This window comes from Lacticaseibacillus parahuelsenbergensis (assembly GCF_030770265.1).
GTDB classification, from domain to species: Bacteria; Bacillota; Bacilli; order Lactobacillales; family Lactobacillaceae; genus Lacticaseibacillus; species Lacticaseibacillus casei.
This window is the reverse complement of record NZ_CP132482.1, coordinates 1,567,247-1,581,770: the sequence shown is the minus strand read 5'-3', so window position 1 is coordinate 1,581,770 and position 14,524 is coordinate 1,567,247. Positions and strand designations below refer to the sequence as shown.

The 14,524-nt window shown below is 47.5% G+C and carries 17 protein-coding genes; 12 read left to right on the top strand and 5 right to left on the bottom strand.

Annotated features, from left to right (window positions below; translation table 11 throughout):
* Nucleotides 1–38: 38 nt before the first annotated feature.
* Nucleotides 39–353, bottom strand: coding sequence for a hypothetical protein (locus LACPH_RS07425; protein WP_010488042.1), 315 nt, complete (start codon nucleotides 351–353; stop codon nucleotides 39–41).
* Nucleotides 354–793: 440 nt separating this feature from the next.
* Nucleotides 794–985: a hypothetical protein gene (locus LACPH_RS07420; protein ID WP_306386521.1), complete on the bottom strand. Its 192-nt coding sequence runs from the start codon at nucleotides 983–985 to the stop codon at nucleotides 794–796.
* A gap of 240 nt (nucleotides 986–1,225) precedes the next feature.
* On the opposite strand from LACPH_RS07420, the gene LACPH_RS07415 reads away from it, so the two are divergent.
* The 6 genes from LACPH_RS07415 (at nucleotide 1,226) to trmD (ending at nucleotide 5,026) form a co-directional block, all read left to right on the top strand.
* Nucleotides 1,226–1,567 carry a putative DNA-binding protein gene (locus LACPH_RS07415; protein WP_049169472.1) on the top strand — a complete coding sequence of 114 codons (342 nt, stop codon included), beginning with the start codon at nucleotides 1,226–1,228 and terminating at the stop codon, nucleotides 1,565–1,567.
* A 12-nt stretch (nucleotides 1,568–1,579) separates the two neighbouring features.
* Complete coding sequence (gene ffh, locus LACPH_RS07410; protein ID WP_010488046.1) at nucleotides 1,580–3,016, top strand: signal recognition particle protein; 1,437 nt, start codon at nucleotides 1,580–1,582, stop codon at nucleotides 3,014–3,016.
* Nucleotides 3,017–3,111: 95 nt separating this feature from the next.
* Nucleotides 3,112–3,387, top strand: a complete 276-nt coding sequence (gene rpsP / locus LACPH_RS07405) for a 30S ribosomal protein S16 (RefSeq protein WP_003564756.1) — start codon at nucleotides 3,112–3,114, stop codon at nucleotides 3,385–3,387.
* Between the two features lie 12 nt (nucleotides 3,388–3,399).
* Nucleotides 3,400–3,654, top strand: a complete 255-nt coding sequence (locus LACPH_RS07400; RefSeq protein ID WP_049169471.1) for a KH domain-containing protein — start codon at nucleotides 3,400–3,402, stop codon at nucleotides 3,652–3,654.
* 69 nt (nucleotides 3,655–3,723) lie between these two features.
* Nucleotides 3,724–4,242 carry a ribosome maturation factor RimM gene (gene rimM / locus LACPH_RS07395; RefSeq protein WP_049169470.1) on the top strand — a complete coding sequence of 173 codons (519 nt, stop codon included), beginning with the start codon at nucleotides 3,724–3,726 and terminating at the stop codon, nucleotides 4,240–4,242.
* Nucleotides 4,232–5,026: a tRNA (guanosine(37)-N1)-methyltransferase TrmD gene (gene trmD, locus LACPH_RS07390; protein WP_306387688.1), complete on the top strand. Its 795-nt coding sequence runs from the start codon at nucleotides 4,232–4,234 to the stop codon at nucleotides 5,024–5,026. The genes rimM and trmD overlap by 11 nt, the downstream gene beginning before the upstream one ends.
* A 159-nt stretch (nucleotides 5,027–5,185) precedes the next feature.
* Here the strand turns inward: trmD and LACPH_RS07385 are convergent, their stop codons facing one another.
* Entirely contained in the window at nucleotides 5,186–6,643 is a 1,458-nt protein-coding gene (locus LACPH_RS07385) for an ISNCY family transposase (RefSeq protein WP_306386520.1), read from the bottom strand.
* Nucleotides 6,644–6,872: 229 nt separating this feature from the next.
* On the opposite strand from LACPH_RS07385, the gene rplS reads away from it, so the two are divergent.
* The 6 genes from rplS to LACPH_RS07355 all read left to right on the top strand — a co-directional run bounded on the left by rplS (nucleotide 6,873) and on the right by LACPH_RS07355 (nucleotide 12,218).
* On the top strand, nucleotides 6,873–7,220 hold the full coding sequence (gene rplS, locus LACPH_RS07380) for a 50S ribosomal protein L19 (protein WP_010488055.1): 348 nt from the start codon (nucleotides 6,873–6,875) through the stop codon (nucleotides 7,218–7,220).
* A gap of 516 nt (nucleotides 7,221–7,736) precedes the next feature.
* Nucleotides 7,737–7,913: a hypothetical protein gene (locus tag LACPH_RS07375; protein ID WP_010488057.1), complete on the top strand. Its 177-nt coding sequence runs from the start codon at nucleotides 7,737–7,739 to the stop codon at nucleotides 7,911–7,913.
* 31 nt (nucleotides 7,914–7,944) lie between these two features.
* Nucleotides 7,945–8,190, top strand: a complete 246-nt coding sequence (locus tag LACPH_RS07370) for a DUF896 domain-containing protein (RefSeq protein ID WP_049169468.1) — start codon at nucleotides 7,945–7,947, stop codon at nucleotides 8,188–8,190.
* Nucleotides 8,191–8,250: 60 nt separating this feature from the next.
* Nucleotides 8,251–8,472: a YneF family protein gene (locus LACPH_RS07365; protein ID WP_010488061.1), complete on the top strand. Its 222-nt coding sequence runs from the start codon at nucleotides 8,251–8,253 to the stop codon at nucleotides 8,470–8,472.
* 190 nt (nucleotides 8,473–8,662) lie between these two features.
* A complete protein-coding gene (locus LACPH_RS07360; protein WP_306386519.1) occupies nucleotides 8,663–10,420 on the top strand; it encodes an ABC transporter ATP-binding protein in 1,758 nt (585 codons plus the stop codon).
* Nucleotides 10,410–12,218 carry an ABC transporter ATP-binding protein gene (locus LACPH_RS07355; RefSeq protein ID WP_306386518.1) on the top strand — a complete coding sequence of 603 codons (1,809 nt, stop codon included), beginning with the start codon at nucleotides 10,410–10,412 and terminating at the stop codon, nucleotides 12,216–12,218. The genes LACPH_RS07360 and LACPH_RS07355 overlap by 11 nt, the downstream gene beginning before the upstream one ends.
* Before the next feature lie 82 nt (nucleotides 12,219–12,300).
* Here the strand turns inward: LACPH_RS07355 and LACPH_RS07350 are convergent, their stop codons facing one another.
* Entirely contained in the window at nucleotides 12,301–13,083 is a 783-nt protein-coding gene (locus LACPH_RS07350; RefSeq protein ID WP_047106258.1) for a DUF1003 domain-containing protein, read from the bottom strand.
* Nucleotides 13,084–13,121: 38 nt separating this feature from the next.
* A complete protein-coding gene (locus tag LACPH_RS07345; protein WP_306386517.1) occupies nucleotides 13,122–14,516 on the bottom strand; it encodes an amino acid permease in 1,395 nt (464 codons plus the stop codon).
* Nucleotides 14,517–14,524: the final 8 nt, after the last annotated feature.

The window sequence follows — 14,524 nt, the reverse complement described above, 5'->3', positions numbered from 1 at the left end:
AACGCTTTTTACGTGCGTCAATCCAGCGCGTTGATGATTTAGGCTGTCTGGACTTTCTTTTCCCGGCCAAAGATGACTTGCAAGATAACCAAGACAAGGTAGCCGATTAGCAGGTAAGTGAACCAAGCGGATGGTTGGACTTTACTTGCAAACCAGTATTGTTGCCATGCCGTATTGCTCATGATCCATGCAAATAGCCAGCCTAAAAGACCGAAGATGGTGTTGATAATAGCAAAGAACCATAAATTGCCGTTTTCATGGTTGCTCAGGTAAACACATGAGAAAACCAAACTCCACAATCCCCAAGCAGCAAGGACAGCAAACACGGCCCAGTAAATAAAGGTTGCGACCATATTCTTCCCTCCAATTTTTCACATGTTCAGTGTACCACGAAATGAGGCAAAACCGGAAATGTGAATCCGCTTTCGTCGATCCATCCTGTTTTGTCTAGGTCATAATTCACAACGGCAGTATGGTTCTTTGTTTTTCCAAGAATAATTCGGCAGAGTGTCGAGATGTTAGTGCCAAGGCGGAGCAATCATAGGCCAGATGGGGCTCAGCTGTGGAAACAACACAGCGACCGAGCTTTGTCGCTGATGTTGTTAGGCGACTTTGAGACAGCGGTTTTCTGGCTCAAAGCGCCGTCACAGCGTTCCAGCCCCATCTGGCCGGAGATTGCGGAGTTTGGCGCGGCCTAGAGCCTATTGCCTGAGACTTTTCGTTATCGTTCGGAAGTCACTAAACTGTGAATGCTTTTTCAGAATTATGCTCATCCCCGAATGCGGCTTCCTAACTACACAAGCTGGACATATTCTTTAATCAACGTCACTTTGTCTTGGTCGCTACGATGATACAACAGCTCTTGCGCTAGTGCGATCGCCAGAAAGTGATAGTCGTTCTCATCAAGCAGATGGATGGTAGCGTCAACTAAATCATCGGTAGTTTTAAAACCAGCTGCTGTCATTTTTAGATCCGTTTTTGGCATGTGAAATCTTGTCCTTTCTAAATGACGATAAGGCGGTTGTAACCGATTACATTTTAAGCACTTAATGACCGTTCGTCTAGCTTGTCGTCTTTTTTAAAACGTGCTTGACGTGAGATGCGCTGACTATTTTCCGGTGACAATTGACCATTTCCAACGATACCGGTATCCTTATACAAGGACCATGTTCAAGCGGCCGGAGAACTGATGTACCGGCAATCATGGGATTAAAGGAATGACATGATGGAAATCGAAAAAAATTATCGCATGAACTCATTGTTTGAGTTTTATGGCCCGTTATTAACGGATAAACAACATGCGTATTTGGCTTTGTATTACGGCGATGATTATTCGCTGGGCGAAATTGCGACTGAATTCAACGTGTCGCGCCAGGCGGTTTACGACAATATTCGCCGAACCGAAGCCAGTCTGGAAGAATATGAAAAGAAGCTGCATCTTTTTGCCAATTACCAAGCGCAAAATGAGGCGGTGGATGCGCTGGTGGGCTATGTCCGCACCCATTACCCGGACGACAAGGTTTTGAGCACATTATTAGAACGAGTCGCGGATCAAACCGCGAAATAGCAGGGGGATACTATGGCATTTGAAGGATTATCGGAACGGTTACAAAAAGCCTTTAGCGGATTACGGCGAAAAGGTAAGGTCAGTGAAAGCGACGTTCGCGAGGCCATGCGGGAAATTCGGCTGGCGTTGCTGGAAGCCGATGTCAATTTTGATGTGGTTAAGACGTTCATCAAAAACGTCCGCACTAAAGCAGTTGGTACAGAAGTACTCGAAAGCCTGACCCCCGCCCAACAAATCATTAAGATTGTCAACGACGAGTTAGTCAAAACCATGGGCGAGGCAGCGGTGCCGCTGAACAAGGCGCCGCATATTCCAACCGTCATTATGATGGCTGGGTTGCAAGGGGCTGGGAAAACTACAACGGTCGGCAAGCTGGCCAAGTATTTGATGGACAACGAGAAGGCGCGGCCTTTGCTAATCGCGGCCGACGTTTATCGACCGGCAGCGATTGATCAGCTGCAAACCATCGGCAAGCAGCTGAATGTGCCAGTGTTTGAGATGGGCACCGATACCGATCCGGTTGAAATTGTGCGGCAAGGCTTGGCCACCGCTAAAGAAAACAAAAACGATTACGTCCTCATCGATACCGCCGGCCGCTTGCAGATTGATGAAAAGCTCATGAACGAGCTTAAGAACATCAAAGCACTTGCGCATCCGAATGACATTTTGCTGGTCGTTGATGCCATGACCGGTCAAGCGGCGGTTGATGTTGCCAAAGGCTTCAATGAACAGCTGGATATTACCGGGGTTGTTTTGACGAAGTTGGATGGTGATACCCGTGGCGGGGCAGCACTGTCGATTCGCGCGGTCACTGGCAAGCCGATCAAGTTCATCGGGCAAGGCGAAAAGATGGACGCCTTGGATGTCTTTTATCCGGACCGGATGGCCAATCGGATTCTTGGCATGGGTGACATGCTGACGCTGATTGACAAAGCCCAAAAGAACTATGATGAAAAGCAAGCTCAGGAAGTCGCTGAGAAGATCCGTGAGAATTCGTTTGATTTTAACGATTTTCTCGATCAGATGGACCAAATTAGCAAGATGGGGCCGCTTGAGGACATCATGAAGATGATTCCTGGGATGGCGAATAATAAGGCGTTGGCAAATGTCAAAATGGATCCTAAGGACATTGCCCACATGAAGGCTATTGTTTATTCGATGACCCCGCAAGAACGGGAAAATCCGGATTTGCTGAATCCGAGTCGGCGGCGGCGGATCGCCGGTGGTTCAGGCCGGCCGGTTGTTGAAGTCAATCGCATGATTAAACAGTTCAATCAAAGTAAACAAATGATGAACCAGATGAGCAAAGGCAATATGAAGGGCCTTGACGGACTCATGGGTGGCGGTGTTTCCGGCAAGCTAGGAAAAATGGCGATGAACTCAATGGTCCGCAAGCAAAAGCGCAACAAGAAGAAGCGGCTTAAAAAGGCCAAGCGATTCCATTCATAAGCCGAACAATTTTCCGTGTAAAGAAAAAAGGCTTTACAGCTTAAATTTTTTTTGCTATGCTATCAAGGTTGATAAATGAGCAGGAGGTGGACTTAGTGGCAGTTAAAATTCGTTTAAAGCGGATGGGTTCAAAGCGTAAGCCTTTCTACCGGATCGTTGTAGCAGACTCACGCTCGCCGCGTGACGGTCGTTTCATCGAAGCCGTGGGCTATTACAACCCGTTGACTAATCCAGTCGATTTAAAGTTAAATGAAGAAGATATTTTGAATTGGCTTCAAAAAGGCGCACAACCTTCAGATACTGTACGTAACTTGCTTGGCAGCAAGGGTATCATGCAGAAGTATCATGAAGCGCGCTTTGCTAAGAAATAAGGGCGGTCTTAAATGGTGGATATCGGTAGTTTGATCAAAGCCATTGTTACCCCACTGGTTACCAAACCAGAAGCCGTAAAGGTGACGGCACATGAAACAGGCGAGTATATGGCCTTTGATCTGGCTGTTGCACCTGAAGATGTCGGCCGCGTGATCGGCAAACAGGGCCGGGTTGCCCAGGCAATCCGAACCATTGTATACAGTGTTAAAAGCCCGTACAATAAGCGGGTGCGGCTCAATATTTTGGATGCGCCGCATACAAAATAAAAAGGCTGGCGCATACCGCGTCGGTCTTTTTATTTTGACATGACTGGTGGAGACATAAGGAGGAAATGTATGCCCGAGTATTATGATATTGGTACGATTGTGAATACCCATGGCATCCGCGGTGAGGTTCGCGTACTTGTGACGACAGATTTTCCGGAACAGCGGTTTCAGGTGGGGAAGACAGTTTATGTTGCGACTTCGCCCAAAACGGCACTGACGATTCAGTCGGTTCGCAAGCATAAAGGCCTCACGATGCTGACGTTTAAAGGCTATACGGATATTAACCAGGTTTTACCGTTCAAAGGGAAAAAACTGCAGGTCACGGATGCTGCCCTACAGCCGCTCGAAGCCGGCAGCTATTACTATAAAGATATTATCGGCTTGACGGTGATTGATGAGCATGGTCAGACACTCGGTCAAGTTAGCGAGATTCTCAGCCCCGGTCCTAATGATGTCTGGGTGATTCCCCGTGCCGGTAAAAGCGAAATTTTGTTGCCGTTTTTAAAATCTGTGGTACAGTCGATTGATCTGGAACACAAGGAAGCGCACGTCATCGTGCCAGAAGGGTTGATTGACGATGCAGATTGATGTTTTAAGCTTGTTTCCAAATATGTTTGAGCCATTGCGCGAAAGCATGATCGGAAAGGCACTTGAACGCCATTTGCTTAACTTTGATGTGGTTGATTATCGTAGTTATAGCCACGACAAACACCATCATGTCGATGACACGCCTTATGGTGGCGGTGCAGGGATGTTGCTCAAGCCGGAACCGCTATTTGAGGCCATGGACGGGGTTAATCAACGCCATCCGGGGCCTAAGCGGGTTATTTTGATGGATCCGGCAGGCAAAAAGTTCGACCAGCAAGTCGCGCGGGAACTCTCCCAAGAAAGCCACCTGGTCTTCATTTGTGGGCATTACGAAGGCTATGACGAACGGATTCGGACACTTGTCACCGATGAATATTCACTTGGCGACTATGTCCTAACCGGCGGCGAGCTGCCGGCAATGGTTATGATTGATGCCATTGTCCGGCTTTTGCCAGGTGTTTTGGGTAATGACGAAAGTGCCCACACCGACAGTTTTGAAAATGGCCTGCTAGAATACCCGCAATATACCCGTCCGCCTGAATATCGCGGCATGAAGGTGCCAGAAGTCCTCCAAAATGGCAACCATCAGCTGATTGCGCGCTGGCGGTTAAAGGAAAGTCTGCGTCGAACCTATCTGCGGCGGCCGGATTTACTTAAACAAGTCGAGCTTGATGATGCCGCCAAAAAACTGTTACGCGAGGTTAAAACAGAAGAGGCTACTAAAGCAGCAGAAAGACGGTTAAATGCAAGCACCCGGAACGCAGAAGATTCGGAGCAAAATTAGGCCCGAAATGCTACGAGGTTTTTGGATTAGGCAGTCTGGTTGTTTAGAAACATAGCGGCTAGCCAATCTTGTAAAGAATTTTATTGTCAAGCGATTTTCGACTTTGACAGTAAATTCCACAAAACATGCGTCCGAAAACTGGACGCGAGATGATCCTAATTAGACTTGAATCGCTTGTGAATTCTTGTATGGATATCGTTCGGCGACCAACTGTTTAACCCTTGTCCTGTTAATGCCAAGAGAATCAAGGTAATCGCGATAGTTAGCGCGGCGCCACGGATGCGTGATTGCCGGGATTTTCTTGGTTCGTTTAGGAGTTGGTGCCGCAGCTGGCGTAAGATCGAATTTGGCTGACATGAACTGTTCTTTTGGCACACAGAAAAGGTCGTACACCTGGTCATCATCAGTGGTCATATAAAGTCTGCCCGTGAAGCTTTTGATGACTAAGACCTTTGTATGCGGGGGTAAATAAACCAATTCGCCATTCCGGTGTGGCAGATAGCGTTTGTTATCAAAGCGAACACAATGTCCGTGGCCGATGCTGCGTTCATTGGCAATGATCAAAATATTGTCAATTTCCTTGGGTGTTAGTTGCTTATCAAACACCGACATGCTACTTTTGATGGTAGATGCGAAGCGGTCATTGTAACGCTTGATAAAGCCGACCAAAAACCGATTGGCATCTGCGATTGTGGTGATGTTATGCAACCGCAGTTCACTTGTGAGCCGATCTTGAAAAGTCTCCAGAAGACGTTCTATGCGGCCTTTGGCTTGCGGAATACTGGTGACCGAAAGTTCTGTTCCAAGTGTCTGGCAGGCATAACCGAAACGTGTAAGAGGGTTCTCGGTCGAAGGTGAGCCCTCTTTTTTGTTGCTGTTAAACACGGTGCGCCGATCCGTTAGGAATTCTGCTGGAGCGCCATAATCGCGAAGGACTTGGGCAAACACATGATAATAGCCGCTGAGTGTTTCTTGTTTGGCAAAGTAGCCGCCGACAACGTTCCCGGACTGATCATCAATGGCTGCGTGTAAGGTGGTTTTTTGAGTACCAAACCAATACTCCCAGGAAGCATCCATTTGTACCTGTTCACCAGAATAATGTTTCCGAGGACGTTCTGGATGGGCTTTGATGTTTTCAACGACCTCGATGGCTGACAAGGTGGCTTCATCACGTTTGGATAGGAGCTTGGACTTCTTTTCTTTTTCTTTTAATTCACGCTTGACTCGGCGCTTGGTGGCTTTATGGGCTTTGGGTGAGAGAATGTGGTGGTGTCTGAATAAGAGCCGGAGTGAGGATTCGGAGATGGCGATTTGTTCGGCAGTGGTTAAGAACTCGTGAAAATGGGCGATGTTGAATCCGGCATACTTGTTGGTGTACAGACGAATAATCTGGCGTTCGAGTTGCGCGTTGCGTTTGTTGGCGGGCTCACGACCGGCATTGCCATGGATAAAGCCGTCTTTGCCTTGTTGCTTGTAAAGCTTGATCAATCGGTAGATGGTTCGTTCGGAGCGCTTGAGCTTAACGGCTGCGCGTTGCACGGAGGTCTTACCATTGACCACTGCTTTGATGACTCGGTAACGTTCTTCTTCTTTCATTGTTAAGACAACCTTCTTCATGTGATTCCTCCTAGATGTATCTTCTAAGAGGTTACAGTTTTTGTGACACTTTGGCTAACTGCTTACTTAAGACAATATCGCTTGCGGTCGACAGCTAGCCAATCTTGTAAAGAATTTTATCTTTACACGCATCACCGGACATGCTAAACTTATTGATTGTGATACGTCACATATCAACGGCATTCCGCTGTTCGGGATGATTATGAATGTCGGCAAAGGAGAAAGACCAATGAACCCATTGATTCAAGAAATTACCAAGAAACAGTTACGCGACGATATTCCTGACTTCCGTGCAGGTGATAACGTCCGCGTCCACGCCAAGATCGTTGAAGGCGAACGTGAACGTATTCAGCTCTTTGAAGGCGTTGTAATCAAACGTCGCGGTGTTGGCATTTCCGCTACCTACACTGTTCGTAAAATCTCAAACGGTGTCGGTGTGGAACGGACATTCCCATTACACTCCCCACGGGTCGAAAAGATTGAAGTCACCCGTCACGGCCAAGTTCGTCGGGCAAAACTCTACTACCTACGCGCACTCCGCGGCAAAGCAGCACGTATCCGCGAAAAGCGTCGTTAATCTTGGAAAAGGCCGGAAACGGTCTTTTTTTGTTTTGAGCGTGAACCGGCGCGTTTAGAAGTCGGAGTGTAAGTGGCCTTGGGCGTAATGGCCGGGCTTTGGCCATTGCGACCAAGGTCCTTACACGCAGACTTCTGCGCCGGTGAACGCGTTATGGGAGTTGACGGGGGATCCCACTCCAAAAGCCAGATTTCTGCGACTGCGAGCGCGTTATGGGAGTTTCGGGGATTCCAGCCCCAAAAAGTTGCCGGGCTTTGGCCATTGCGACCAAGTCCTTACACGCAGACTTCTGCGCCGGTGAACGCGTTATGGGAGTTAACGGGGATTTCCCAGGCCCAAAGCCACGCAAGTATAAGAATCACGAAAAGTCCTTACATGCAGGTTTCTGAGCTAAAGAGCGCGTTATGGGAGTTTCTGGGGATTGTCCAATCCAAATTCCACTACACGACAGAAACAGTCCCGGCACCCCCCAAAACACCCCACCACCGCGCCACGACAGACTCGAGGTGAAGGCTCATGAACGATCAGTTGATTTATGTTGTCTACTACGCGGACCGCTTGGCACCTATCGAGTTGCTCAAAGCCTTCTCTTCTCGGCGCCGTGCCGCAGAATATGTTGCGATGTTACAAAATGCGCCGTATCCTGATCATGAAGCCGCAAATTATCACTACCACGCGGTTCAACTAAATTAAGTGATGATATTAAAACTTAGGGGGCAACATGATGGCACAACAACCAAAAGAACGACTGGATCGGATCAATGAATTAGCCAAGAAAGATCGCAGCGTAGGGTTGACACCTGAGGAAAAAATCGAACGTCAACAGCTGCGTGAAGCTTATTTAAAAGATTTTCGTGCCGGTTTACGCGATCAAATCGAGCACACCCAGGTTTTTGACAAAAAAGGACAAGAAATCACCAGCAAAAAAGTCCAAAAAATCCAACGCGAACATGGCTGGCGGAAAGATTAGTCTTTTCAACAACAAAGCGCTTTAGTACAATGAGAAATGAAACTTGAAGGAGGCCGCACATTGCTAATCACAATACTTGTGGGGATCATTGCGTTACTGGTCGGCTTAGCAGGCGGATTCTTCGGCGCACGGGCATATATGAAAAAGTATTTTCAAGATAATCCGCCTGTGAACGAAGACATGCTGCGCACCATGATGATGCAAATGGGGCAAAAGCCATCTGCTAAGAAACTGAACCAAATGATGGCGCAAATGAAACAAGCCCAACGTAATGCTAAGTAATTGCTAAGAAAACGCGGTGACAGAGATCTTTTCTGTCATCGCGTTTTCGCGTCCTAACGATGTTTGTGCTATCATGAGAGAATATTCATAACTAACGGCGCTTATGAGAAAACATAAGTCATTTATTTCATAAAACAAGCAGCTTGATTCTGAACGCGCGAATTAGGTTGGCGATTTAAGGAGCATGGTTGTGGGAATTTTTAGAAAATTAGGGTGGTATTTTAAACAAGAGTGGCGGCGTTACCTGTTAGGCGTGACTTTTTTACTATTAGTAGCCTTGGTTAATTTGATTCCGCCAAAGGTCATCGGCGATCTAGTTGACGCGATGAGTAAATCACGGCTGACAGGCAATTACCTTGCCCTTATGCTGGGGCTGCTGCTGTTCTCCGGAATTGCGCAATATCTCTTCCGTTATGGATGGCGTAATGCAATCTGGGGCGGGGCCGCAAAGTTGGAGCGCACGTTGCGGACCCGTTTATTTTGGCATTTTATGAAAATGGACGCGACTTTTTATCAAAAACATCGCACCGGGGATTTGATGGCTCATGCTACCAATGATTTAAACGCGGTGCAGAATGTGGCCGGTGCCGGAATCTTGACATTATTTGATTCGTTTATCACAGGAGGTACGACCATTATTGCGATGATTTTAGTGGTCGATTGGCGCCTGACGATTGTGGCGATTTTGCCGATGCCTCTGCTGGCCGTGATGGCACGTAAACTGGGCACCAGACTGCATGCTGCGTTTTCCGAGTCGCAGGCAGCATTTTCGCGGTTGAATGATAAAACGCAGGAAAGTGTCAGCGGTATCAAAGTGATCAAGACATTCGGCCAGGAAGCGGAGGATACCGCCGACTTTAACCGGATTGTCGATCGAACCGTGCAGATTAATCGCCGGGTTAATTTTATTGATGCATTATTTGATCCGACGACTAGTCTCATTATGGGCCTTACTTATGTCATTACGATCATTTATGGCGGCTGGCAAGTCGTGCACGGCCAAATTTCGATCGGCCAGTTAGTTTCATTTGTGACCTATGTTTCGGCGTTAGTCTGGCCTATGTTTGCGATTGGCCGCCTGTTTAACATTCTTGAACGTGGGAATGCCAGCTATGATCGGGTCAACGAACTGCTTCAGGAGCGCTCGACGATTCTTGAAGCCAAAGACGCGATTACCACGCCGGCGCATGGTAATATCCGGTATCAGATCAACAAGTTTAGTTACCCCAATGATCAGCAAGTGGCCTTGAGTCGGGTTCATTTTACTTTGTTGGAAGGCAACACGCTCGGGATTGTCGGGAAGGTCGGCGCCGGCAAGAGTACGATTTTCAAACTTCTGTTGCGTGAATTCGATAGTTACGATGGGTTCATTGAATTCGGCGGTCATAACATCAAGGATTATTCGCTGGATGCCTTGCTTGATTCGATCGGCTATGTCCCGCAGGATAATTTTCTGTTTTCAACCACGGTTGCTGACAACATTCGCTTTTCCGCTTTTGAAAAGGGCCAGCAGGACGTGGAAAATGCCGCCAAGGAAAGTGCTGTGCATGATGATATCAAAAAATTCACATCAGGCTATGAAACCTTGGTTGGCGAAAAAGGCGTCAGCTTATCTGGCGGACAGAAACAACGCTTGGCCATCGCTCGGGCGGTCATCAATGCGCCTGAATTGTTGATCCTGGATGATGCCTTGTCAGCAGTGGATGCGAAAACCGAAGAAGAAATTCTGACCAACATGAAACGTGATCGCGCGCATAAAACAACGATCATTGCGGCTCATCGCTTGAGCTCAGTGATGCATGCCGATGAAATTATTGTTTTGGAAAACGGCCAGGTCATTGAGCGTGGTACACATGCCCAATTGTTGGCCAAACATGGTTGGTATGCCGAAATGTGGGCAAAGCAGGAAATGGAAGCAGCGGAGGAAGGTGACGTACGTGGCAAGTAAAGGTTACGAAAGTGCATGGTCTAAAAGTATCCCGGTGCGACAACAGATTAAGATTATGCGTCGACTCATGGGCTTTACCCGACCATACAAACGTCAATTCATCGGTGCGATTGTTGCTGCGGCGTTATTGGCAGGTATGAACGTCTTACTGCCAAAGATCCTGCAGATTTTTATGGATCGGTATTTGGCGAATCAAAGTGCGACCGTCAAAATTCTCCTATTGTTTGCGGTCTTATACGCATTTGGCACCTTCGTAAAAGCCGTCTTTCAGTTCTTCCAGACCTTTTTATTCAACATGGGCGCTGAACGGGGACTTGAAGATGCGCGGCGACAGTTGTTTGCTAAACTGCATACACTTGGCATGCGGTATTTTGATCAGACGCCGGCTGGTTCGATTGTTTCGCGCGTCACGAATGATACCATGACCTTCTCTGATTTCTGGAACGTTATTTTGGCGGTTATCGTCGGCTTGTTCTCGGTTATCAGTAGTTTCACTATCATGTTTGCAGCAAATCCTAAAATTGCGTTGTTGGTGGCTGCGTTCTTACCCATTTTGTTAGTGGTTGTCTGGTATTACAGCACGTACAGCTCCAAAGTTTATCGGCACATGCGCGAAAAGCTTTCCGAGTTGAATACCCAGCTGAATGAATCGATTGAAGGTATCAGCATTATTCAGCAGTTTCGCCAGGAAAACCGGATTAGCCGTGAGTTTGAAGCGACGAATCAGGAATACCTTGACGCTCGAAAGGCCATGATTCGCGTGAACTCCTTGCTGCTGTCGTCTGTGATCAATCTGTTATACTCGTTCGCATTGATTGCAGTCTTGTGGACGTTCGGGCTGATTTCCATGCATAGTTATGTTGAAGCTGGTTTGGTGTATGCGTTCACCACGTATACTGCTAACTTCTTCAATCCGATGGTCAACATGATGGATAATCTGTCGTTTCTACAAGACGGTGTGGTAGCTGGTAGCCGAATTTTCCGGATTTTGGATAGCAAAGAGTACGCGCCCGCCCAGCACCCTGACGCGCATGCGGTGATTCAGCAAGGCAAAATTGAATTCCGCCATGTTAGTTTTGCCTATGATGGCAAGCACGATATTTTGCATGATATCAGTTTTGTTGCCAACCCTGGGGAGACGGTGGCATTAGTCGGTCATACCGGTTCGGGTAAAAGTTCGATTATCAATGTCATGATGCGCTTTTACGAGTTTGGCAAAGGGCAGATTTTGATTGATGATGTCGACATTCGTGATTACCCGATGGAGGAGTTGCGGAAGAAGCTTGGTTTGGTGCTGCAGGATTCCTTCATGTTTTATGGGGATATCAGTAGCAATATTCGCTTGTTCAATGATCAGATTACGGATCAGCAGGTTCAGCAAGCGGCTGAATTCGTTCAGGCGGATCGCTTCATCAACAAATTACCGGATCACTATCATGCCAAGGTTATTGAAGGCGGAAGCGAGTTTTCCAGCGGCGAACGGCAGCTCATTTCATTCGCCCGCACGGTTGTGACGAATCCCAAGATTCTCGTCTTGGATGAGGCAACTGCCAATATCGACACAGAAACCGAGTCAGTGATTCAAGAAGGCTTACGGCGTATTCGGCAAGGACGGACCACGATTGCGATTGCCCATCGTCTTTCGACCATTCAGGATGCCAACCTTATTTTGGTGCTGAATGCCGGGCGAATTGTCGAACGTGGGACGCATGAATCCTTATTGGCTAAACATGGTCGCTATTATGAAATGTATCATCTGCAAGTCGGTGACAGTGGCGCTGAATCCACTGACAAATGATGGTTATCCGAAAATTTGGTGTAAAAAAGAACATCCGCTGTTTGGTAAGTGGGCATCACATGCCACGCCAAATAGGGATGTTTTATTTTTTCGATTTTTCCTCGTGCACGGCCTTGTCGGTTTCATCCTGACTGGCTTTAAGTAGTTCAAGCTGTTGGCGGGTTTCCGTCAACTGGTTGACCATTTCGCCCATAACCTCAACTGTCAGGCGCTGACTTTCAAATAAATTCGGGTTGTCATCGGCAATAATGTGGTCCAGTTTGGAATGAAGTAAGCGAATCTCTTCTTCTGACTTAAGATTAACATGATAGTCATTCTTGGCTTCAAGTCGATCATACTCAGCCGCCCGGTTCTGACTCATCATAATGAGCGGTGCCTGCAACGCTGCTACCATACTCAAAAAGAGGTTTAATAAAATGAACGGGAACGGATCAAACTTATGGCCAAAGATGCCCACAGTGTTGAGAATCATCCAAACCACCATGAAGCCGGAGAAGATGATGATAAACGGCCATGAGCCGGCATACTTGGCAACCGCGTCAGCAATTCGTTCGCCGAATGTGTTCGTTGCTTCCATGTTGTCGTAAACATCGGTCAGTTGAAAATCATCCTTGACCAATGCCTGCGACATTTTACGGTTGATCTTTTCATGGGCCCGTTCATCTTGGCGTTGTTGGCGTCGCATCCGTTCAAGCCTATAATTTAATAAATGCGAATTGCAGATGAAACTATTCTTAGTGGCCTTGGGATAATCGTTTTTGATAATGTTGACGAGTTTGGTTTCCAGATCACTCAAGAAAAGTCCATCACTGATGGCATATACTTGACCATCCACAAGGCAGGTTGCTGTTTGTTTATTGACCAATATTATTTTCCTCTCTTAAGTAAATATGATGTTGATTGTTACCTGATTTTTGCTTCGGAAACGTGCCCGTGTCTGATGCCATAGCTGAAATAAATGACCAAGCCAAACGCAAACCACGCGAGACTCATAAGCCAGGTTTCAACACTTAATTGGGTCATGAGCAACAGGCAAAAGAGAAACGACACGATTGGCGTCACTGGATAACCGGGAACGTGAAAGCCATCGTTAGTGATGGCTTTATGTCGACGTAACGGGATGATGCCGATGGACACAAACGCGAATGCAATCAGCGTGCCGATGTTAACAAGGTTGACCAGCTGGTTTAGCGGCACCAGCCCGCCCATGATCGCGATAATCGCAACCACTGTCCAGAGGGCATTTTCCGGTAGATGTCCGCTAATATGACCGAACCAACGGGGAAGCAAGCCATCACGGCCAATAGCATAAATCAATCGGGATGAGCTGTAAATCATCGTGACCATCATGGTGAACATGCCTGCCAGTGCACCAACCGAAATGAAACCGCCAAGACCGCGTAAATGAACCGCACCGAGTGCAAACGCAACTGGATCAGCAACGTCCAGTTTGGTAAATGGCACCATTCCTGTTAAAACAATGGCGACTAAAACATATAGGACTGTGGCGATGATCAAGGTACCGATAATCCCACGAGGCAAGGTGTGTTGAGGTTGCTTTACTTCAGGAGCTGACGCCGACACTGCGTCAAAGCCAAGGTAAGCAAAGAAAACCATGGCGGCCCCGGCGAGAACGCCTTTGGCACCAAATGGCAGGTAAGGATGCCAATTCGCCGGCTGAACGTAAAAGAAACCGACGATCACGAAAACAAGAATGATAAGCAATTTAACTAAAACCATGAGTCGATTGATCGCCATCGAAGACTGCATGCCACGCGAAAGCATAATGCCGATTAACAAAACGACAAGGACGGCAATCAGGTTGACATAAGTACCGTGGCTAGGCGAGAACGGTCCGGCAATCGCTGCGGGCAAGTGAATATGAAAACCAGTCAGCAAGCTGGCAAAGTAGGCAGAAAAGCTAGTCGAAACCGCAGCAACTGCCAACATGTATTCAAGAATGAGTGCCCAGCCAATGATCCAGCCAAAAACCTGCCCGAAAACAATATTGCCATACGCATAGGCCGAACCCGCCACCGGCAGTGCCGAGGCAAATTCCGCATAACACATGGCAGCTAATGAACATACAACCGCCGCCAGAATGAACGCTATCGTGATCGCAGGGCCACTCGTTGTAGCGGCAACGGTACCAGGCAAAATAAAAATCCCAGTACCGATAACGGCGCCAATGCCTAATGCAATCAAATCTCGCGTCGTTAAGCTTCGTGTCAGTAAATCATCAGCTTTAAGTGCAGCCGCCAAGTCTGGCTTACGGGTCATTCTTTTCCAAAGATTCATAAGGATAC

What these genes read in the sequence shown, in the direction of transcription:
- LACPH_RS07425 (WP_010488042.1), bottom strand. Translation starts at nt 353, where the DNA reads ATGGTCGCAACCTTTATTTACTGGGCCGTGTTTGCTGTCCTTGCTGCT.
- LACPH_RS07420 (WP_306386521.1), bottom strand. Translation starts at nt 985, where the DNA reads ATGCCAAAAACGGATCTAAAAATGACAGCAGCTGGTTTTAAAACTACC.
- LACPH_RS07415 (WP_049169472.1), top strand. Translation starts at nt 1,226, where the DNA reads ATGGAAATCGAAAAAAATTATCGCATGAACTCATTGTTTGAGTTTTAT.
- ffh (WP_010488046.1), top strand. Translation starts at nt 1,580, where the DNA reads ATGGCATTTGAAGGATTATCGGAACGGTTACAAAAAGCCTTTAGCGGA.
- LACPH_RS07400 (WP_049169471.1), top strand. Translation starts at nt 3,400, where the DNA reads ATGGTGGATATCGGTAGTTTGATCAAAGCCATTGTTACCCCACTGGTT.
- rimM (WP_049169470.1), top strand. Translation starts at nt 3,724, where the DNA reads ATGCCCGAGTATTATGATATTGGTACGATTGTGAATACCCATGGCATC.
- trmD (WP_306387688.1), top strand. Translation starts at nt 4,232, where the DNA reads ATGCAGATTGATGTTTTAAGCTTGTTTCCAAATATGTTTGAGCCATTG.
- LACPH_RS07385 (WP_306386520.1), bottom strand. Translation starts at nt 6,643, where the DNA reads ATGAAGAAGGTTGTCTTAACAATGAAAGAAGAAGAACGTTACCGAGTC.
- rplS (WP_010488055.1), top strand. Translation starts at nt 6,873, where the DNA reads ATGAACCCATTGATTCAAGAAATTACCAAGAAACAGTTACGCGACGAT.
- LACPH_RS07375 (WP_010488057.1), top strand. Translation starts at nt 7,737, where the DNA reads ATGAACGATCAGTTGATTTATGTTGTCTACTACGCGGACCGCTTGGCA.
- LACPH_RS07370 (WP_049169468.1), top strand. Translation starts at nt 7,945, where the DNA reads ATGGCACAACAACCAAAAGAACGACTGGATCGGATCAATGAATTAGCC.
- LACPH_RS07345 (WP_306386517.1), bottom strand. Translation starts at nt 14,516, where the DNA reads ATGAATCTTTGGAAAAGAATGACCCGTAAGCCAGACTTGGCGGCTGCA.